This window comes from Faecalibacillus sp. H12, assembly GCF_013361255.1.
Lineage (GTDB): Bacteria > Bacillota_I > Bacilli_A > Erysipelotrichales > Coprobacillaceae > Faecalibacillus > Faecalibacillus intestinalis.
On record NZ_JABWDK010000025.1, the window covers coordinates 1 to 21,597 of the forward strand.

Genomic DNA, 21,597 nt, shown 5'->3' on the forward strand with positions numbered 1-21,597 from the left:
ATTATTTTATCTTTCTCTTTTCCTTCTTTCAATGGACGGATAGTCCAAAAAAAGAGACTGCATACTATCTGCAGTTTCATCTTAACTATATAATTTTTTAGCTATGATAAATTTCTTTATCAAGCATTTTTTCTTTTTTAGCAACGATTACAGAGGTTGCTGCATCTCCTGTAACATTGAGGGAAGTTACAAGCATTTCAATTGGTCTATTGATTGCAAGAATCAATGAATAAGCAAGTAAAGCGGCATCATTTGTATAACCCATACCTGTTAAAATTGTAAAGAGGATAACAGCTCCTGCACCAGGTGCAGCAGGTGTTCCAATAGAAGCAATTAAAGCTAAAATAGCAATAATAGCCATTGACATAAAAGTTACTTTATAACCTGAACTAACAGCTACAAACATGGCTGCAATAACTTGCATAATTGCTGTTCCATCCATGTTAACTGTCATACCTAGAGGTAAAACAAACGAAGCAATTTGATCATGTACCCCTAATTCTTCTACTGTTGTTTTTCTATTTAATGGTAGTGTTGCTGCAGATGAAGATGTTGAAAATCCAAATAAAGCAACTTTAGCAGCTTTTTTCATAAATGGTTTAGGATTAACCCTAGCCATTGTCATTAAATAAATTGGATAAGCGATAAATAAATAAGCAAATAAAGCAATAACAACTGTTACTACATAAGCTAAAGCCGGTTTTAATGAATCAATTCCATAAATAGCAAATGTTCTTGTAAGTAAGCAGAAGATTGCATATGGTGCAAATTTATTAATTACAAACGTTAGAAATAAACTAATAACTTTTGAAGCTTCTTCAAATACTTTTTTTAATGTTTTTGTTTGTTCTTCAATGGTATTCATAGCAAGTCCAGTAACTACTGCTAAAAATACAATTGCTAGGACATTCCCATTTGTTGTAAAGGCACTTACAAAATTGTTTGGAATAATTGATACAATAATATTTAATGGATTAGATCCTGTTGTTCCTTGTTGAACAGTAATCTTTCCTGCGTCTACTGAATTAAATAATCCTAAATGATAGATAATTGTACTTACAATACCAGCAAAAATCAAAGCACATATTGTTGTCGTAAAGAAAGTTAAAATTGTTTTAGAAGAAATTCTACCTAATTTCTTAGTATCAGTAATTGTACAAATAGCAAGTGTAATAGAAACAAAAACCATTGGTACTATAATTAACTGTAATGCATTAACAAATAATTGACCTATAATATAGAAAATTCCGATAGCACTTGTAGCACCTTCTGCTGTAATATCTTGGAAAAAGATATTATTAATCGTTTGCCACAAGTCTCCTTGACCACTTGAATTTAAGTGTTCTCTCAATAAAATACAACTAAATCCAGCAATTAAACCACATACTAATGCAATCAACATTTTCTTAGCTAACTGCTTTCCACTATTTTCTTTCATAACCATCCTCCTAAAAATTCCCAAATTGCCAACATTATACATTATTTTTTTTAAAATACAATCCCTTTTATAAAAAATGTTAAGACCCAGCGATTTTGTCACGATAAAATTCAGTGAAAATGTCACCATCATTTCTCTTTTCTAATCTTCTACATTATCATGTTATATGAAGGAGGTTTTTATATTGGACAGATTGTCCAAAAAAAATAATTGGTCAGTATGACCAATTATTTCATATATTCTTTTAGTTTATCAGGAATAGCTTCTATTAAATAGCTAACTATTTCTTCTTTTTTGATAGGTATATCATTTAAGACCCATTCTACTGTCATATCTACAGAACCTCGACAATACATATTTAATAAAAAATCTATATCTGAAGATAATGTCTTTCCTGTATTTTTATAAATATAATTTTTATAAAAATCATAGATACAGCAAAAATCATAATGAATTAAATTATTATAATCATTTGATTTAAAAGCTTCTTTAAAGAAAGCATGTTCTTGTTCAATAAAAGCAAACTTTAAATTAAGTGCTTCTTGTAACGAACCACCTTGATTCATTTCTTCAAATGATTTTAAAACTAATTTTTCAAAATACCAATTAACTAAATCATATTTATCTTGAAAATGTCGATAAAATGTTTGTCTGGTTTTTCCTGCTGTTGAAACAATATCTGTTACAGTAATTTTATCTAAAGGCTGTTTTTTTATTAAGCTTTTGATTGCTTTAGCAAACAAAAATAAAGTTTCTTCGTTTTTCATAATAAACCTCTATAATAAATAATCATATTTTTCTATTTCATCAGTTTGTGCTAAAACAAGGAAAGTATCATTTAATTCTATTTCTAAATTAGGATCTACAGGAACTTCTAACTTATGTGTATGAGGATTTCGTTTACCTAAAACATTGATACTATAAAGTTTTCTTAAATCTAGTTGTGATAATGTTTTTCCTACCCATGCTTGAGGTACTTTCATTTCAACAATACAATTTTCTTCATCTAATTCAATTAAATCTTTAATATTTTTTCGAAGTAATGTTCTTGCTACTTTTTCTCCCATTTCTTTTTCAGGACGGACAACATAATCAGCACCTATTTTTTCTAAAACAACTTTAAAACGTTTGTTTTTAGCTTTAACAATAACATAAGGTACTCCCAGTTCTTTTAGATTCATTGTAGCTAAAATACTATCTTCTAATCGATCTCCAATAGCAACAATTCCTACATCCATATCATCTAATCCTAAATCTGATAAAAATTGAAAATCTGTGACATCACCAATAACTGCTTTTGTCGCAAAATCAGCCACTCTTTGTACATTTTCAGGATTTTTATCAATTGCAATGACTTCTCTACCATATTGAGAAAGTGTCTTAACAAGTGTAGAGCCAAAAATTCCAAGCCCTAATACAACAAATTGTTTTTCCATCTCATTATCCTATTAAGATATGTTCTTTTATATAGTTCACATCTTTTCCTTTCTTAGCGTTATATTTTCTTACAAAAATCAAAACCATAGTAATAGGACCAATACGTCCTATATACATCAAAATAATTATAACAATTTTTCCAACAAATGTCAGTGTTGGTGTAATACCCGCTGTTAATCCTACTGTCGCAAAAGCAGAAAAAACTTCAAAAAGTAGATCAATAAAATCTGCCTGCTCACTTATTGATAAAATAAATAAACCTGTTAAAGCAATCGCAAAACTAATCAACATAATTGTTAATGCTCTTTTAACAATTTGATCATCAATTGTTCTTTTAAAAACATGAATATTTTCATCACCACGCATTAAGGCACGGACGTATAACAATCCAATAACAAAAGTTACCGTTTTAACACCACCAGCAGTTCCTGCAGGAGAACCACCGATAAACATAATAATAGACATAAAAAACTTCGTTGCTTGATGTAAAGAAGCCATATCTACTGTCGCAAATCCAGCTGTTCTAAGTGTTACTGATTGAAAAAAACTTGCGAGTATCTTTTGTGAAAATGGTAAAGATTTTAATGTTAGCGGATTTTGAAATTCTAATATGAAAATAACGGTCATTCCTCCAAAAATTAAAACAAATGTAGAAATCAATGCAATCTTTGTATGTAAAGATAAAGATTCTAAATACCTTTTTATTTTAAAATATTTAAAATGTTCTCTATAATGAATCAAAGATAAACGTAAATCGATCCACACAACAAAACCTAAACCACCAGCAATAATCAAACCACAAATAACTAAATTGATCCAAACATTGCCTACATAAGGAACCAATGAATTATTTCCTAAAATATCAAATCCAGCATTACAAAATGCTGAAATTGCATGAAATAAACTAAAATAAATTCCTTTAAGGATTCCAAATTGTGGAATAAAAACAAAAGCAAGACAAATTGCTCCAATAAGTTCAAAACAAACTGTATATTTAATAACTCTTTTAATATAAATACCTGTTTCATTTAATGAATTTCTATTTAAAGCTTCCTGCATGACAATCTTATTAGCGTAGGTTAGTTTTCTTTTTAAAAGAACAAAGAACATCGACATCAGTGTTAAAAATCCTAACCCACCTATTTGAATCAATAAAATAATGACTATTTGTCCAAAAAGCGTATATTCACTAGCTGTTACATGAGTCACTAAGCCTGTTACACAGGTTGCTGAAGTTGCAACAAATAGATGATCTAAATAACTACTTGTTGAATGAACACTATGACTCATTGGTAAACTTAATAAAATTGACCCTATTAAAATAACCGCAAAAAAGCTAAAGCCAATTCTTCTAACTGCTGATATACCTAGTTTTTTATATTGTTTATGAAGTGTTTTTCTTTGCATATTTTCCCCTCAGTTCTATTAAAAAAAGACATGTTTCCATGCCAATTTAAAACAAATGATAATAAGCCAAGTTCTGTATTAGATAATCATTTATCTACGTTTACACGTCCTCTATCCCGTTCAATTCCGTTTTAAAGGTTCCCCTACCAAATTTGGGTTTCTGCCTTGCGGAGCTTTCCTCTTTTCAGCCATAGTTTCCTATGGAATTGTCTCTGTGGAGCCATTTATGAAGTTCTACCATAGTTGCCCTTAGGTTTTCCTTCTGTCGTTAGTTTACACTACCCTCACTTATTGATTCGTGAGGCACAAACACTACAATCATCGCAGATTGTGGCAGCCTGGACTTTCCTCTACTTCAATGAAGCAGCGATTATCTGTCATTTGTTATTTATTTTGAAATACTGCTTTTTCTAATAATGATAATCTTTTTAAGATATCTACATTGGAAGAAACATTATCTTCTAATGCTCTTAAATTATCATCTTGTAAAGCTTTTTCTCTTTCTAATCGAGCTATCATAGCTTTTTGATCAGCAAGACGTCTTTCAAGCTGTTCTATTCTATCATAAGAATTGTTCAATAGTCCAGCAAAAGCTTCATAATCTTTTACAACTTGATCTAAGAAGTGATCAACCTCATCCGCATTGTACCCTTTAAAATCAACTTTAAATTCTTTACTAACAATTTTTTTTGGACTTAATACGACTTTATATTCCATGCTTTTCAACTCCTTTACCTCATTGTACCAATTTATTTCCTTTTTTCAAGATAAAATATGATTTCTTATCAAAGAGTTGTTATCACAAAAAAAATATGTGTTATAATACCCATATATATGCAAATAAAAAGGAGTTTCTATGGTTAATTATCCAAATAAGAAAAAAAATAATCATTATACATCTATGATTGAAGGTAAACATAATACTGCTCACCGTGGAATGAACTTAGAAGAAGATATTAACTTAACAAATGAATACTATTTATCACATGATATTGCAGTTATTCATAAAAAACCTACCCCTATTCAAATTGTCAAGGTTTCTTATCCAGAAAGAAGTTCAGCAAAAATAGTAGAAGCTTATTTTAGAACCCCTTCAACAACAGATTATAATGGTATTTATAAAGGAAAATATATTGATTTTGAAGCAAAAGAAACAAAAACATTATCTTTTCCCTTTACGAACATTTCTTTACATCAAATTAATCATCTCGATAAAGTCATTCATCATGGAGGAATTGCTTTTTTAATTATCGCCTTTACAAAAGTGAATGAAGTTTATCTCTTAGATGCTTCTTTTATGGTAGAAGCATATAGAAAAAACGATCGTAAATCCCTTCGTTATGAAACAATAAAAGAAAAAGGTCATTTGATAAGGCAAGGATTTCTTCCTCGTCTTCATTATTTAGAAATTATTGATCAATATTATTGTGAGGTATTTAAATGAAAAGACAAACAAAAAAATTAAATTCAAAAAAAATCATTCAAGTAGTAACAATGCTTATTCTTTGTTTAATCTTAGTTTTTGCATGTATATTTGGTTATAGTGTATATAAGGATACAGCTGCTTTTGATTCAAAAAAACTTTTATCCTCTGGAGCAAGTGTCATGTATGACAGTAATGGTGATATTATGTATACTTATGGTAGCCAAGAAAACGGTACACGAAAAAATGTTACCTATGATGACTTACCACAAGTTTTAGTAGATGCCATTGTAGCTGCTGAAGATTCTCGTTTCTTTGAACATAATGGTTTTGATTTACCACGTATTGTTAAAGCGGCATTATCTAACTTAAAGGCTGGAGGAATCACTGGTGGTGGTTCTACAATTACTCAACAGTTGATTAAAAAGACTTATTTCCCTGATGCACAAAAAACGTATTCTCGTAAATTAAGTGAAATAATTTTAGCCATTCAAGCTGATAAAGCTTTAAGTAAAGAAGAAATCTTAACCCTTTATTTAAATAAAATCTATTTTGGTAGAAGTACAAGTTCGATTGGAATTGCTGCAGCAACTAAATATTATTTTAATAAGGATGTAAATGAATTAACCCTTCCAGAAGCAGCCATGCTTGCAGGTAGCTTAAATTCACCCTATAACTATGATCCATATTATTGCCTTGATAAAGCAACTGCTAGACGTAATACAATTTTAAAATTAATGGTTACTCATGGCTATATTACACAACAAGAATATGAAGAAGCAAAAGCTACCAAAATAGAAAACACGCTTTGTGCTTCACCAACAACAAATAATAACACACTTGCTGCTTATGTTGACATTGTAACTGCTGAAGTTAAAAAACGTACTCGTTTAGATCCTTTAAAGACACAAATGAATATCTATACGTATTGTGATGTTGATACACAAACATTAGCAAGTGCCATTGGTAACGGTGAAAAATATAATTATAGTGATGAAGATATGCGCATGGGTGGTGCCGTCCAATCAAGTCAAGATGGCCGTATCGTCGCTGTCATTGGTGGACGTAATTATAATTTTGGAAATTATAGCTACGCAACAAGTAAGCAACAACCCGGTTCTTCTGTAAAACCATTTTTAGATTATGGTTTAGCTTTTGAAAACTTAGATTGGTGTACTGGTAAAACATTAGAGGATACACCTTATTCTAAAGGTAAATTTACTCCTAAAAACTGGGATGGACAATTCCATGGAACTGTTACACTTACAAGTGCTCTAGAAAATTCTTGGAATATCCCAGCCATTAAAACTTATGAAGAAGTGACTAAAGAAATTGGTAAATCAGGCGTTACTTCCGCAATGGCATCAATTGGTATTGATATGTCTAGTGAAAGTAATGTAACCAATTTATCTTATGCTATTGGTGGATGGAATAAAGGAATTTCCCCTCTTGAAATGGCAAGTGCCTATGCAACGATTTCTAATAATGGACTTTATACAGAAAGTCATACAATTAATTATGTAGAAGTTGTCCAAACTGGTGAAACTTTTGAAATTGATAAAGAAATTCAAAACAATGCAAAACAAAGTGATTATTCAAAAGCGAGTGCTTTCATGATTAGACATGTCATGCTTGATTATACTAAAAATGGTAGTGGTAATTACGCATACCTATCCGGTCTTTCTAATGTTGGAGCTAAAACAGGAACATCCAACTGGGGAAGCAGTGCTAAAAAAGGTATGGCTGGAAAAAGTCGAGATTTATGGATGACTGCTTACACTTCTAATTATATTTGTTCAGTATGGATGGGATTTGGTCAAGAAGGTATTGAAAAAGGAAAAACAACCAGTCGTTATAAAGCTTATCCTGGTAAAGTTGTTCAAAGGTTATTGAAACATTTACAAAGTAAAGATGGTAAAAAATCATATCCAAGTCAACCATCAACTGTTGTACAAGATGGAGATGATTATTATAAAAAAGGTTCAAAACATGAATCTCATGCTTCCGTAAGTGAAGAAACAACAGAAGAAACAACAGAAACAAATGAAACCCAAACAACAGATGATAACCAATCATCTCAAAATAATTCAAATAATCAAAATAATAATAATTCTAACAATAACTCTAATAATAATTCTAATAATAACTCTAATAATAACTCTAATAATGATAATAACGGTGATAATACTAATGGTAATAACAATAATGGCAATAACACGGGTGGTAATACCGGTGGAGATAGTCAGCCTTCTCAAAACCAAGGAACCAATCAATCTCAAAACCAAGGAGCAAATCAATAAAAAGTCAACTTCGGTTGGCTTTTATTTTTGCTAAAATTTGCTTTTAATATACAAAATAAGGTATACTTGTATAAGAAAAACATGGAGGTATCTTATGTCTTCGAAAAAAAATAAAACTCAAAAGAAAATAAATAAAAAGAAAGTATTTATCACTCTTACTATATGTATCTTAGTTGCTTTAATTGGTGGCGTGAGTGTTCTAGCCTATGGTGTCTATAAAGATACAGAAACCTTTGATGCAAAGAAACTTTTATCATCCGGTGCAAGTGTGATGTACGATGATCAAGGGCAAGTTCTTTATACTTATGGTAGTGAAGAAAACGGAACAAGAGAAAATATCACGTATGAAGATCTTCCACAAGTTCTTGTCGATGCTGTTGTCGCTGCTGAAGATTCACGTTTTTTTGAACATAATGGTTTTGATTTGCCACGTATTGCTAAAGCAGCTATGTCTAATTTAGTAGCCGGAGGTATTAGAGGTGGAGGTTCTACAATCACCCAACAATTGATTAAAAAAACTTACTTCCCTAATGCTGAAAAAACATATACGAGAAAGTTTAGTGAAATTATTCTTGCTATCCAAGCGGATAAAGCTTTAAGTAAAGAGGAAATTTTAACACTTTATTTAAATAAGATCTATTTTGGTAGAAGTACACGTTCAATTGGTATTTCTTCTGCTTCTCGTTATTATTTTAATAAAGACGTTAGTGAATTGACCCTACCAGAAGCAGCTATGCTTGCAGGAAGTTTAAATTCACCATACAACTATGATCCTTATTATTGTTTAAATAACGCTACGAAAAGACGTAATACAATTTTAAATCTTATGGTGAAGCATGGTTATATCACTCAAAAAGAATGTGATGACGCCAAAAATGTGAAGGTTGAAAACATGTTATGCTCATCTAAAATTACAAACAGTTCCGTTAATGCAGCTTATGTAGATATCGTAACAGATGAAGTAAAGAAAAGAACTGGATTAGATCCTTTAAAAATACAAATGAATATCTATACATATTGTAATAGTGAAACTCAAGCTTTGGCTGCTGCTATTGGTAATGGTGAAAAATATGATTATAGTGATGAAGATATGCGTATGGGTGGTGCTGTTCAATCAAGCCAAGATGGTCGAATTATTGCTGTTATTGGTGGTCGTAATTATTCTTATGGGGATTACAACTACGCTACTAGAAAACAACAACCTGGTTCTTCCGTAAAACCATTTTTGGATTATGGACTTGCTTTTGAAAATCTTGATTGGTCTACAGGACATTCAATTAATGATGATGATTACTATAATGGTAAATTTAAAAACTGGGATCGTCAATTCCATGGTTTAGTGACAGTTGAAAACGCTCTTGAAAATTCATGGAATATTCCTGCTATTAAAACATTTGATGAAGTAGAACAAAAAATTGGTAGTGATAAAATCAAAGAAGCCATGGAATCCATAGGTATTTCAATGGAAAAAGAAAACATTGGTCTAGCAAGTGCCATTGGTGGTTGGTCTTATGGTATTTCCCCACTTGAAATGGCAGGAGCTTACGCTACTATTTCTAATAATGGTCTTTACACAGAAAGTCATACGATCAATTATGTAGAAGTTGTACAAACTGGAGAAACCTTTAATATCGATGAAGAAATCCAAAATAATGCAAAACAAAGTGCTTATTCAAAAGCAAGTGCTTTTATGGTAAGACAAGTCATGCTTGATTATACAAAAAATGGTAGTGGTAATTATGCTTACGTTTCTGGTATTAATAATGTCGGGGCTAAAACGGGAACATCTAACTGGTCAAGCAGTGCTAAAAATGGTATGGCTGGAAAAAGCCGTGATTTATGGATGTCAGCTTATACATCGGACTATATTTGTTCTGTATGGATGGGATTTGGTAAAGAAGGTATTGATAAAGGTAAAACAACGAGTCAATATAAAGCCTATCCTGGTAAAGTTGTTCAAACACTTTTAAATCATTTACAAAGTAAAGGAAGTCAAAAATCTTATCCTGATCAACCAGATGATGTTGAACAAGCAGCGATGGTCAAAGGTATTTATCCATATGTTTCACCAAGTGAAGGAATGAGCGAAGATATGATTATTCAAGCTTGGTTTAAAAAAGGAACTGCCCCTACTCAAAGTGTTGATAGTGATGTCTTTAATTTAAGTGAACTTACTTCATTTGATGTAAGTCTTAATGGTCAAAGTCTTTCATTTAACTTTGCTCCATATAGTCCAGAAAATGCTGTTACTGATGAAAATGCTACCGAAGGAACAAAAACATTTGGTAAAGTTGTTTATACAGTTGTTGTAAGTGATCAAAATGGTCAAGAGCTTCACCGAGAAAATTTCTCTACTGCATCAGGAACACTTAACTATGCCGTTACATCTAATCTTAAGATTACTGGTTTCTATAGTTATGAAAAAGCACCTGATCGTACATCAAATAAAATAGAAAGAGATTTATTGCAAAACTTATCAAATATTAATGCCTCTCTTTCATGTGCCAGTGGTCAAATTAATGATGGAGCAACAATTACAGCAACTTCTGTTCAGGCAAATATTTATACTCAAAGCCAAAGTAATACGGTAACAATTACAATCTATGATCGAAATGGTAATGTTTTATCATCTGTAAATCATGCAAATGCAACATTTTCTAATTTATCTCATGGTCAACAATATTCCATTAAATTTGTTGAATCAAATGGTTCTTCTTCTACAGAGAAAACAATACATTTTTATGTAAATTAGCCATCCATTAAATGGATGGTTTTTTTATTTATTGATTTAAAACAAAACTATCTGTGATATGATATCTCTATCAGAGAGGAAAAGACTAATGGATAATGATAATTATAAAATATATACAAAAGATGTCTTAAATTTAATTTTTAGTAATCAAGATATCGATCAACTTATCCCTTATTTATCTAAAAATGTTAAAGCCATGGGATTATATACAGAAGATGTCTTAAAATACAATGACATTATTAATCATATAAAAACCTATAAATCAAATCATTTTACTTTTTATATTGATCAGTTTACATGCACTGTTATTTATCAAAATAATTCTGTATGTATTACTGAAGGTGTTTTTTACCTTAATATGGAAGAATATCAAACAAGAACTAAATATTTTTATACAATTGTATTTAAAGATCATCAAATAGAACTTCTTCATACCTCTATTGGAAATACACCAAAGGACTTAAAAGAAGCACCTTTTATTCTTGCTTCATGTTCTTTTAAATTAGATGAACAGCTTTCAATTATTGATATTAATGATAATCTATTAGAACTTTTATTATATGATAACAAAGAAGAATTTTTAAATGATATTGATTACCATTGGACCAATTGTATTCATAAAAATGATATTTTTAATGTTATAAAAGCACTTTCTGAAAATGTTTCTGCTTTAGAAAGACACCACTTAGAATATCGTATTAAAAGAAAAGATGGTAGTTATTTATAGATTTATGATCAAGGTCATTTCATTTTCAATAATCAAAAAAATTTAATTGTTCAATGTTATTTAAGTGATATTTCTTCTATTAAAAACAGAGAACTTGCTTCATCTGTTGAAAAAGAGAAATATCAAATGGCTTTAAAAGATAATTCTATTTCTATTCTTGAATATCATATTCAAGATGATCGAATGATTATTGATATTTTAGAACAATCTAAAAAACAAATTTATGATCATTATCTAGATTATGTTTCTTCTTCTAAATCAACTGTTTTTGAAGAAGATAAACAAAAAATTGTAGATTTATTTACTCAAAAAATAAAAGGACCTATTATCTATCGTGAATATTATAGAGGTTCACAAGAATACTGTGTTAAAACACTCGATGCAACAGTCATCTATAATTCGAATGATGAAGCAGAAATCATACTTGCAACAGCTTCTGATATTACTGTTAATTGGCATGAACAAAACTCTTTAAAACAACAAGCTCAAAGAGATTCTCTTACTCATTTGTATAATCTTGAAGCTGGAAAATATATCATTGATGAATATATTAAAAAGAATCTAAAAGCAACAAAACGCTTTAATTGTTTTAGATATTGATCATTTTAAAGAAGTAAATGATACTTATGGACATTTAGTGGGAAATGAATTATTGATTGCTCTTGCAAAATATTTGTTATTTCATACAAATCCAAATGATATCGTTATTCGTATGGGTGGCGATGAATTTGTTGTTTTTTTAAAAAATGTACATGATGATTTGACTTATCCTTGTAACCAATTAATGTCTCATCTAAATGAAATTTCTCTTTCTCATCACGGGATGCATTTTTCAATAAGCATGGGAGTTTATACATTTTCTAATGAACAAAATTTTGATAATATTTTTAAAATAGCTGATGATGCTCTTTATCATTCAAAAAGAAATGGTAGAAATCGTTATACAATTAAATATCAAAAATAAGGGATGAAATTCCCTTTTTTTATATTATAATAAGGTACAAAGGGGGAAAAATATATGTCTTGTACAACATTATTAGTGGGGAAAAACGCTTCTTATGATGGCTCAACAATGATTGCTAGAAATGATGATTCTGGTGCTGATGGGTTCACTCCAAAAAAGTTTGTCGTTATTTCTTCAAAAGAACAAAAAAGAAAATATAAAACTGTTATTTCGCATTTAGAAATTGATTTACCTGATAATCCAATGTCATATACAGCTATGCCAAATGCAGTTAAAGGAAAGGGAATTTGGGCTGCAAGTGGTATTAATGAAGAAAATATTGCAATGACTGCAACTGAAACAATCACTTCAAATCCACGTGTTTTAGGTGCTGATCCACTTGTTGAATATGATGAAATCAATCATATTTCTGGAGGAATTGGTGAAGAAGATATCGTTTATATTGTTTTACCATACATTCATAGTGCACGTGAAGGTGTTGAAAGATTAGGAAGTCTTTTAGAAAAATATGGAACTTATGAAATGAATGGGATTGCTTTTCAAGATCATGATGAGATTTGGTGGTTAGAAACAATTGGTGGACATCATTGGATTGCAAAAAAAGTACCTGATGATCACTATGTAGCTATGCCTAATCAATTTGGTATTGATAATTTTGATTTAGAAGATGCACTTACTTCCAAGAAAAATCATATGTGTTCTTCAGATATGAAAGAATTCATAGAAAAATATCATCTAGATCTTTCTTTAAATTCTAAATTTAATGCTCGTGACACCTTTGGAAGTCATGATGATTCAGATCACGTCTATAACACACCTCGTGCTTTTGATATTGAAAGATATTTGAATCCACATACATTTACTCATCAACCATATGATGATGATATTCCATGGTCACAAGTACCAGAAAAGAAAATCACTGTTGAAGATGTTAAATATGCTCTTTCTTTACATTTTCAAGGAACTAATTATGATCCTTATAAATCTTATGGTGATTTATCTCAAAAAGGAATGTATCGTCCTATAGGAATTAATCGTAATGACTTTTTATCAGTTATTCAATTAAGAAATGATGTACCTAAGTCTTTCCAAGCAATTGAATGGATTGCCTATGCATCAAATGTCTTTAACGCATTGGTTCCTTTCTATGGAAGTATCAGTGAAACACCAGATTATTTATCTAATACAACAGATACTGTTTCTACAGATAATTTCTATTGGTCAAGTCGTTTAATTGCAGCTATGGCAGATGCTTCCTATAAGAAATCATCTATTCATATCGAACGTTATCAAAAAAATGTTATGGCTAAAGGGCATCACTTAATAAACATCTATGATGAACTTTTACAAAAAGAAAACGATTTAGACAAACAACTTCAACTTAAACATCAAGCCAATCAAAAAATAGCTGATATGTTAAAAGAAGAAACAAATAAAACAATTTCACTTGTTTTAAACGAATTAAGTCTTTCAATGAAAAATAAATTTGAACGTTCAGACGCATAAAAGAGGTTCATTCGAACCTCTTTTAACTCCTATTTATTTTCATAAACAGCAATAGTTTCACCAATATATCTTTGATGATAATCTTTTTGTGGATACCATCTTTCATCTAAAGATGAATCAATAAATTGTTTAGGATCAATCATATCACTATAAATCTTTTTACATACAAATACCATCTTACCTTGTTTAAAAGTTGGTTGATTTTCTACTTCCTCTATATCAAAAGAAACTTCAGCAATTTTATCGCCATCTCTACCAGATTTAGAACCTAAAACACCTAATTCCTTTTTATAACCATCAAATAGAGTAACTGTAAAATAATCTTCGGCATCTACAAATTCTTTCGTATATCTTTGAGGTCGAATATAAACAGTCATTACATTTTTACCCCATAACTGCCCAAGTTGTCCCCAACTTGCTGTCATTGTATTAACAACTCCATCTTTTTTAGCTGAAATAAGTACCCAATGATTACTAATTTCATCAAAAGGATTAAACTTTAAATCTTGAATATTTACTTTTTCAAACATAGTATTACCCCCCCTAATATCCTAATTCTTCATTTATAACAAGCACCGTCATTCTACTTAACGGTTGCCTCGCAATCTTCACATAAGCACTACATATACGATCATCACTTTGACAATCTACGCATTTTCCAACTTGAACACATGGTGTGTTCTTATGTAAACGTAATGCATTGGCTGGACATGATATGTTTTTAATATGTTGAATAGCTGAATCTTCATCATCAAAAATCTTATTCATGCCAACAATCACAATCACTTTTTTAGGACCATAAATCATTGCTGCTACTCGATTTCCATTTCCATCAATATTATAAAGATTTCCATTTCTATCGATTGCATTTGAACTTGTTAAATAAACATCAGCGAGTAATGATTGATGAAAAACATCTTCAATTTCATCTCTAGAAAGACCTTCTTGATAACGATCTAAAAAACGAACAGGTTTATTTCTTAAATAATTAATAACTCCTGTTTCAAATAAAGTCATTGAACCACCAACACCTACTGTTTGATCATCTTTAAGTAAAGAATCTAAATAATTTAATAATTCTTGTTTGTTATCTAAAAAAAGTAATTCAATATGATTTTGATTAAATGCTTTTTGCATTTTTTTATTTTTTATTTCTAATATTTTTTGAATATTTTGATCCATGCTTATTTTCTCACTTCTTTTATTTTATCTTTACACATATCATATAAATGACATTCTTTACAATTTGGATTTTGTGCTTTACAAAAATATCTACCAAAGAATATGAACTGATGATGTGCTTTATTCCATCTATCTCTAGGAATAGAACGACAAACCTTTCTTTCAACATCATTTACTGTATCATCTTTTTTAGCAAAGCCTAATCTTTTAGAAATCCGTTCAACATGTGTATCTACAGCAAATGCAGGTTCATCAAAACCAACAGATAAAACAACATTCGTTGTTTTTCTCCCTACTCCTGGTAAACTTTCTAATTCTTTTCTTGTTTTTGGCACTTCACCATTGTATTCTTCAAGCAAAACCTGTGCCATTTTCTTTAAATTTTTAGCTTTATTTCTATAGAGCCCAATAATTTTAATATCATCTTGTAAATCTTCTAAAGATGCTAAAGCAAAAGATTCAACAGTAGGATACTTTTTAAAAAGTGAAGCTGTCACTTGATTGACTTTTTTATCAGTTGTTTGTGCTGAAAGCATGACGGCTACTAAAAGTTCAAAGACATTTTGATGATTGAGTTCACAATGAGCATCAGGAAAGAGTTCTTCAAAGTAATCTAATACTTTGTTTGTTTTTTCTTTATTCATCTTCCCACCAATGATAATGACTTTCTTTTACTTTTCTTTCTTGTGGTTTTTCATCAATATATCTTTCTTTAACTCCATTTTGAGCCCAATTAATTAAAATACCTTCAATATATCTTAAAGTTAAAACTTGACTTTTAACAGCTTCTTTTAAAGCTTTTAAAATTATTTCTTCACTATAACCGCTTTGAACCCACTCTTTAATACTATCAAATTCCATCGGTGTTAATGGTCTACCAAATTGTTCTTCAAAAATATCAACCATATTCATTTTTTCTTCTACTGGAGCTTCTTTATTTTCTAAAAGTTTTTCTTCAAAATGATTTAAACATATCGCTCCATTTTTATTAAAAATCCATTTTTTCTTTAAAAGAGAATCTAAAATATGATCCATTTCATGAGGAGTAAGTGATGAATATTTTAATAATAATGAAGGTGTAATCATTTTTTTATGCAACGTAACAAAAGTATCAATCAATAGTAATATATGACATTCTTCATCTGTCAAAGAGAGTTCTTTCCCTCTTAAAAGTAATAATCTTTCTAAATTTATACATTCTAAATCTTTTAAATATTTAATCATATCTTTTTATAATTTATATGCTTTCAAAAATTCTCCATTATCTAAAGAATAAAACGCATATAATAAAGTATCCTTTCCTTTATAAGTTAAACAATAAACAAATTGATCATTTTCATATCCTATCTCTACTTTTGTTGGATTTACTTGATATTTTTGAACAAAAGCATTCTTCACTTCTTTTTTAGAAATAGTTTTACCTTCAAAAGTATCCACCTTTTTTAATTTTTTATTACATACAACATACATTGTTTTCTTTTTATTTTTCACTTTAACAATATAATTTATTTTCTTATTTTGATAAGCATTAAAATAGTCATCATAGTCATAATGGTATTGACTACATATTTCTTCTTGTATACTTACTAAATCATTTTTATGCTTTGTGTAAGGAACATGTACCCAAAGCATGTAAAAACATATATATACAAAAACAATAACTAAAAATGTTAACACGATTTTAAAACGATGTTTTCTAAAAAAAGCTTTCATACATTATTCCTCCATGCCACCTTATTATAACCTTTTTAAACAAAAAGAAAAAGCCTTTTGGCTTAGTCTCTTCCTCGATCATTTCCTAAAACAACTAAGACAATTCTAAGTAATGAAAGAAGGGTCGATAACATTCCTGCAACATAGGTTAGCGCTGCAGCTGTTAACATTTTTTTAGCTCCAAAATATTCATCTTGAACTAAATAACGATCATTTAAAATACTCAAAGCTCTAGAAGATGCATCAAATTCAACTGGAAGGGTAACAATTTGAAATAATAACATTAAGCTTGTAAGTAAAACACCAATCCAAGCAATAGATGTTCTTCCCATAAAAAGACCAATCATAATGGCAACCCATCCTAAATTATAAGAAAAGTTACATACAGGAACGATAGCATTTCTAAATGTCAATGGTCTATAACCTTCTTGATGTTGAAGTGCATGTCCACATTCGTGAGCAGCTACCGCAAGTGAAGCAATACTTGTCCCATGATAAATATCACGAGATAGATGTAATGTTTGGTTACTTGGATTATAGTGATCACTTAAACGTCCTTGAACTTCAAAGATTTGAACAGAAGACAAACCATGTTGATCAAGAATTTCTCGCGCCACATCATAGCCCGTTAAATGTCTGCTATTTTGAACCTTTGAATATTTATTATAAGCACTTGAAACTTTCATTTGTGCAAGTGCCATCAAAGCAACACCAACTAGAACAAGTATATTCCCTAACATATAATAAGAATTTGTATAATAGTAATAATTAAACATTTTATTCACCTCGATTTATAGTTTACACTTCTATTATGAACAGAAAATGAAAAAGATGCTTAATTCATAGCATCTTTTAATCTGTTACTAGGTTTAAATGTCACTGTTTTACTAGCAGGAATAATCATTTCTTCTTGAGTTTTAGGAGAAATTCCTTTTCTAGCTTTACGATCATTGACTTTAAAAGTACCAAATCCAGAAATAAGTACCTTATCTCCTTCAACAACGCTTCTAGTAATCGTATTAAACACAGTATCTACAAGTAGTTCTGCTTCTTTTTTTGTTAAATTACGTTCTATTGAAACTGATTCAACTAATTCTTTCTTATTCATTTTCACACCCCGCAATAATAAAAATACTAGGTTAGTATAGCATCTAAAAAATGTTGTTTCAAGAGATTTTTAAAGAACTTTTTTAAAAAATTATAAAACAATTGCTATCACATTTGATTTACCTTTATTTACAATTTTTGACAATATATCATGTATTTTTAAACTTGCATTTTCTGGAATCATATTCAATTTATAATACATCCCTTCTTCTATTAAATCACCTAATTTTCTGCCAAAAACATCACATGAAAAAATAGCTTCCTTATCATTTCCATTATGATTTAAATAATCAATAAAGCTTTCCGCTTGTTGCTTTGAACCAATAATTGGTTCAAATGTACTTTCAATATCAATTTTAATCATATAAGTGGTTGCTGCTTTACTTTTTAACTTCATTCCATATCTAGAACCTTGTTTAATAATTTCTGGTTTTGATAATTCTATTTCTTCTAAACGAGGAATCGCATAACCATAACCTGTTTGTCTTACCATACTAAGGGCATTCGAAATACCATCATATTCATCCTTGATAGTCATCAATTCTTGTAACAAGGCAAGAATAGAAGAACGATCTACTTCATAACCAACAATATTTGTTAGTAATTCATCATATAAACCATTTCTTTCTTCAATGCGAATCGTCGCTGAAGAATGAGATGTATCGACACTTTTTAAATAAGCTCTTTTAACAAAGTCATACGATTCAATACCTTCTGTAAGATGTTTGACATCTTTTATTTTTTTGATTTCTACTAATGAATTTTTTAGTGCTTCATCTAATGTTTGTTTTAACCAATGTTTTTGATTTAACATTGCAATATAACGTGGAACTTCAATTTTCACTTCATGAATTCCAAATTCATTAAGTGCTTCTTGTAAAAGATGCACGATTTGAGTTTCTAACATGTTGGTTGTATCAATAGCAATGATTGGTACATCGTATTCTTTTTGATAACTTTCAACAACATTTTGACACTTTGAACTTGAAGGATCTTTACTATTGACAATCACAATAAATGGTTTCCCTATATCTTGCAACTCTTGAATGATTTCTTTTGTTGCACTGTGATAACTTTGTTCATCAATATCTAGAAAACTACCATCACTAGTAACAACGATTCCAATCGTTGAATGATCTTGAATAACCTTTTTTGTTCCAATTTTAGCTGCTTGATCAAAAGGTATACTTTCATTATACCATGGTGTTTTAACAAGACGTATCCCACTGTCATCTTGATAACCACTTGCCCCTTCAATCACATATCCTACACAATCAACTAAACGTACATTGATTTTAAAATCATCTTGTAAATCTATCTTAACGGCTTGATTCGGTATAAACTTAGGTTCTACAGTCATAATCATTTTGCCTTTTCCTGATTGTGGAAGTTCATCGATCGTTCTTATCTTTACATCAGGATCTTCAATATAAGGAATAACCGCCATTTCCATAAATCTTTTAATAAAAGTCGACTTTCCACTTCTTACAGGTCCAACAATTCCTAAATAAATATCACCTTGACATCTTTTACCAATATCTTTAAGAATTTGTTTCGTTTCCATTATCATAACTCCTTTTATTCCAATATATTAAAAACTTACGAAATCATTCCTAAATAATAAAAACAAAGCATAAAAACAAATGAAAGAAAATCTAAGAAAAAGCCTAACCATAATGTATAGCTATACTTCTTTAAATGAATACTTCCATAATATAAAGAAACAACATATAAAGTTGTATCACTTCCAGTTTGTAAAATTGATCCCATTAAACTATAAAGATGATCTATTCCATAATGATCATAAATTCTTTTTAAAATAATAAGAGAAGTTTGACTACTTATTGGTCTTGTAAAAGCCATTAATAATAAATCAAGGGGAATTGAAAAAAATCGAATAAAGAAAGTACCTATTAAAGAGATAAAACCACTACTTAAAAAAAGATTGACCCATAAAGTAAGAAGCATTAAAGAAGGAAAAAGAATCATTAAATAATGCATTCCTTCTTTGACTCCTGTAATAAATTCTTCATAAATAGGTATTTTTTTATAAACACATTCTAAAAAACTCCATAAAATAATAAGTAGAATTAAATTAGACATGTTCAATCACCTTAATAATAACAATTCCTATAATTGTAATTGAAAAACCAATAAATAAACTATAAGGATAAAAAGCTAAAATATTTTGACTATGATAATTTTGTCTAATTGTCATCATGGTAGTTGGTAAAATAGAAAAGCCTGCCGTATTGATTACTACGAGTATTTTTATTTGAAGAGGATAATTCTTTTCTTTTAATTTAGAAATTGCTTGTAAACCACTCATTGTAGCAAGTGTTCCAAGTCCTAATAGATTAGCAATCAAATTTGAAGATAGTGCTTGATAGATTTGTTCATCTTGAATACATTGTCCATAGATCCAACGTAATAGTGGTTTAAATAGAAAATTTAAATGATTCACCATATTTGAAGCCTGAATGATTTTTAATAAACCATTCCATAAACAAATACTTAAAATAAGTGTTTTACAAAGCTCAAAGACATCAAAAGGTGTTTGTAAAAGAGCTTTTAACATGGCTTCTTGTTTATTAAAAATCAAACCAACAATAATAAAAAGAATAATCCCATAATGAAAGATCTTATTCATAAACTAGATCCTTTAAGATCATTAAATAAAAATCTCTAAACCGATATCTCTTTAATTTAATTTTTTTAATATATGTTTGATTTCTATAAATAAACATTTCTTCATTATGAATCAAATAACTTACACTTTCATCCTTTTCTTTTGACATCAACAAATCATTTTCAAACAAGTACCAGTTTCCTTTAATATTTCTAACCCCTTTATCAAACAACACAAGTTTTTCATAATTTTTAAAACATTCCTCATACTTTTTTTGATGAAACTCAAAATCATTTCCACAATTAAAAGTAACAATAATTAAATCAACTTGTTTTTTTATAGCTCGTGTAATTAATGTTCTTTTGGCTTTTTTGGTATAACCTGTTTTACCACCAACACAATAAGGGTATTCTTTTAAAAGACGATTTTTATTATGCCAATAACCTTTTCCATCTAGTCTTTTATACTCTTTTGTTTTAACAATTTGATTAAAAAGAGGATTTTGACAACAATAACGATAAAGTATCGCCATTTCTTTAACTGTTGATAAATTTCCTTCATCTTCTTCATCTAAACCTGAAGGATTCGAAAAATGTGTCTGTTTCATCCCTATATCTCTAGCTTTTTCATTCATCATTTCCACAAAACGTTCAACACTTCCACCAACACTTTTATCCAGCATTAAAGCACAGTCATTCCCACTTCGAAGCATTAAACCATATAAAAGATCTTGAATCGTAATTTGATCTTTTATATGTATATAGACACAACTCCCATAAGCTTTATTAATCGTTTCATCAACTGTAATCTTTTTATCTAAGCGACTATTTTCAATAACAACGATGGCAGTCATAATTTTAGAAATTGAAGCAACACTTTGTAAATAATCTATATTTCTGCCTTCTACAACATATTGATTTAAACTATCATATACAATATAACTCTTTCCATAAAACTCGACATTGGTACAAATCATTTGAAAAATCATCAAAAAACTAATCAATAATTTCAT

At 29.5% G+C, this 21,597-nt stretch carries 23 protein-coding genes and 1 other RNA gene; 7 read left to right on the forward strand and 17 right to left on the reverse strand.

Going from position 1 to position 21,597, the window contains the following annotated elements; translation table 11 throughout:
• Positions 1-97: 97 nt before the first annotated feature.
• From HUU89_RS11775 to HUU89_RS11800, 6 genes are all read right to left on the reverse strand, one after another.
• Positions 98-1,438 carry a dicarboxylate/amino acid:cation symporter gene (locus tag HUU89_RS11775; protein ID WP_254697772.1) on the reverse strand — a complete coding sequence of 447 codons (1,341 nt, stop codon included), beginning with the start codon at positions 1,436-1,438 and terminating at the stop codon, positions 98-100.
• Positions 1,439-1,665: 227 nt separating this feature from the next.
• Positions 1,666-2,205 (reverse strand): TetR/AcrR family transcriptional regulator C-terminal domain-containing protein, encoded by a 540-nt coding sequence (locus tag HUU89_RS11780; protein WP_032090589.1) that lies wholly within the window; start codon positions 2,203-2,205, stop codon positions 1,666-1,668.
• A gap of 9 nt (positions 2,206-2,214) precedes the next feature.
• Positions 2,215-2,874 carry a potassium channel family protein gene (locus tag HUU89_RS11785; RefSeq protein ID WP_022001819.1) on the reverse strand — a complete coding sequence of 220 codons (660 nt, stop codon included), beginning with the start codon at positions 2,872-2,874 and terminating at the stop codon, positions 2,215-2,217.
• A gap of 4 nt (positions 2,875-2,878) precedes the next feature.
• Positions 2,879-4,282, reverse strand: coding sequence for a TrkH family potassium uptake protein (locus HUU89_RS11790; protein ID WP_175301849.1), 1,404 nt, complete (start codon positions 4,280-4,282; stop codon positions 2,879-2,881).
• Positions 4,283-4,339: 57 nt separating this feature from the next.
• Positions 4,340-4,664, reverse strand: an RNA gene (gene rnpB / locus HUU89_RS11795) — RNase P RNA component class B.
• A gap of 2 nt (positions 4,665-4,666) precedes the next feature.
• Entirely contained in the window at positions 4,667-4,999 is a 333-nt protein-coding gene (locus HUU89_RS11800; protein ID WP_022001821.1) for a DivIVA domain-containing protein, read from the reverse strand.
• 139 nt (positions 5,000-5,138) lie between these two features.
• On the opposite strand from HUU89_RS11800, the gene recU reads away from it, so the two are divergent.
• The 7 genes from recU to HUU89_RS11835 all read left to right on the forward strand — a co-directional run bounded on the left by recU (position 5,139) and on the right by HUU89_RS11835 (position 13,954).
• Positions 5,139-5,726: a Holliday junction resolvase RecU gene (recU, locus tag HUU89_RS11805; RefSeq protein ID WP_022001822.1), complete on the forward strand. Its 588-nt coding sequence runs from the start codon at positions 5,139-5,141 to the stop codon at positions 5,724-5,726.
• The gene (locus HUU89_RS11810) at positions 5,723-8,005 is read left to right on the forward strand and encodes a transglycosylase domain-containing protein (protein WP_175301850.1); all 2,283 of its coding nucleotides are present in this window, start codon (positions 5,723-5,725) and stop codon (positions 8,003-8,005) included. The genes recU and HUU89_RS11810 overlap by 4 nt, the downstream gene beginning before the upstream one ends.
• A gap of 94 nt (positions 8,006-8,099) precedes the next feature.
• Positions 8,100-10,757, forward strand: a complete 2,658-nt coding sequence (locus HUU89_RS11815) for a transglycosylase domain-containing protein (RefSeq protein ID WP_175301851.1) — start codon at positions 8,100-8,102, stop codon at positions 10,755-10,757.
• 88 nt (positions 10,758-10,845) lie between these two features.
• A complete protein-coding gene (locus HUU89_RS11820) occupies positions 10,846-11,484 on the forward strand; it encodes a PAS domain-containing protein (protein ID WP_175301852.1) in 639 nt (212 codons plus the stop codon).
• A gap of 126 nt (positions 11,485-11,610) precedes the next feature.
• Entirely contained in the window at positions 11,611-12,084 is a 474-nt protein-coding gene (locus HUU89_RS11825; protein ID WP_175301853.1) for a hypothetical protein, read from the forward strand.
• Positions 12,080-12,448, forward strand: a complete 369-nt coding sequence (locus HUU89_RS11830; protein ID WP_317992343.1) for a GGDEF domain-containing protein — start codon at positions 12,080-12,082, stop codon at positions 12,446-12,448. Before HUU89_RS11825 ends, HUU89_RS11830 begins: the two co-directional genes overlap by 5 nt.
• Before the next feature lie 54 nt (positions 12,449-12,502).
• Positions 12,503-13,954, forward strand: coding sequence for a C69 family dipeptidase (locus HUU89_RS11835; protein WP_175301854.1), 1,452 nt, complete (start codon positions 12,503-12,505; stop codon positions 13,952-13,954).
• A 29-nt stretch (positions 13,955-13,983) separates the two neighbouring features.
• Here HUU89_RS11835 and HUU89_RS11840 read toward each other — a convergent pair whose 3' ends face one another.
• The 11 genes from HUU89_RS11840 to HUU89_RS11890 all read right to left on the reverse strand — a co-directional run bounded on the left by HUU89_RS11840 (position 13,984) and on the right by HUU89_RS11890 (position 21,597).
• Positions 13,984-14,484 carry a flavin reductase family protein gene (locus HUU89_RS11840; protein WP_175301855.1) on the reverse strand — a complete coding sequence of 167 codons (501 nt, stop codon included), beginning with the start codon at positions 14,482-14,484 and terminating at the stop codon, positions 13,984-13,986.
• A 13-nt stretch (positions 14,485-14,497) separates the two neighbouring features.
• The gene (locus HUU89_RS11845; protein WP_107030628.1) at positions 14,498-15,136 is read right to left on the reverse strand and encodes a lactate utilization protein; all 639 of its coding nucleotides are present in this window, start codon (positions 15,134-15,136) and stop codon (positions 14,498-14,500) included.
• Between the two features lie 2 nt (positions 15,137-15,138).
• Positions 15,139-15,780 carry an endonuclease III gene (gene nth / locus HUU89_RS11850; RefSeq protein ID WP_032090596.1) on the reverse strand — a complete coding sequence of 214 codons (642 nt, stop codon included), beginning with the start codon at positions 15,778-15,780 and terminating at the stop codon, positions 15,139-15,141.
• Positions 15,773-16,360: a DnaD domain-containing protein gene (locus tag HUU89_RS11855; protein ID WP_175301856.1), complete on the reverse strand. Its 588-nt coding sequence runs from the start codon at positions 16,358-16,360 to the stop codon at positions 15,773-15,775. The genes nth and HUU89_RS11855 overlap by 8 nt, the downstream gene beginning before the upstream one ends.
• 6 nt (positions 16,361-16,366) lie before the next feature.
• The gene (locus HUU89_RS11860) at positions 16,367-16,849 is read right to left on the reverse strand and encodes a hypothetical protein (protein WP_032090598.1); all 483 of its coding nucleotides are present in this window, start codon (positions 16,847-16,849) and stop codon (positions 16,367-16,369) included.
• A 62-nt stretch (positions 16,850-16,911) separates the two neighbouring features.
• Complete coding sequence (locus tag HUU89_RS11865) at positions 16,912-17,625, reverse strand: zinc metallopeptidase (protein ID WP_022001832.1); 714 nt, start codon at positions 17,623-17,625, stop codon at positions 16,912-16,914.
• 59 nt (positions 17,626-17,684) lie between these two features.
• Positions 17,685-17,957, reverse strand: a complete 273-nt coding sequence (locus tag HUU89_RS11870) for an HU family DNA-binding protein (protein ID WP_022001833.1) — start codon at positions 17,955-17,957, stop codon at positions 17,685-17,687.
• A gap of 90 nt (positions 17,958-18,047) precedes the next feature.
• On the reverse strand, positions 18,048-19,520 hold the full coding sequence (gene spoIVA / locus HUU89_RS11875; RefSeq protein ID WP_022001834.1) for a stage IV sporulation protein A: 1,473 nt from the start codon (positions 19,518-19,520) through the stop codon (positions 18,048-18,050).
• A gap of 35 nt (positions 19,521-19,555) precedes the next feature.
• On the reverse strand, positions 19,556-20,059 hold the full coding sequence (locus HUU89_RS11880) for a spore maturation protein B (protein ID WP_254697773.1): 504 nt from the start codon (positions 20,057-20,059) through the stop codon (positions 19,556-19,558).
• Positions 20,052-20,606 (reverse strand): hypothetical protein, encoded by a 555-nt coding sequence (locus HUU89_RS11885; protein ID WP_175301858.1) that lies wholly within the window; start codon positions 20,604-20,606, stop codon positions 20,052-20,054. Before HUU89_RS11885 ends, HUU89_RS11880 begins: the two co-directional genes overlap by 8 nt.
• A complete protein-coding gene (locus HUU89_RS11890; RefSeq protein ID WP_175301859.1) occupies positions 20,599-21,597 on the reverse strand; it encodes a D-alanyl-D-alanine carboxypeptidase family protein in 999 nt (332 codons plus the stop codon). Before HUU89_RS11890 ends, HUU89_RS11885 begins: the two co-directional genes overlap by 8 nt.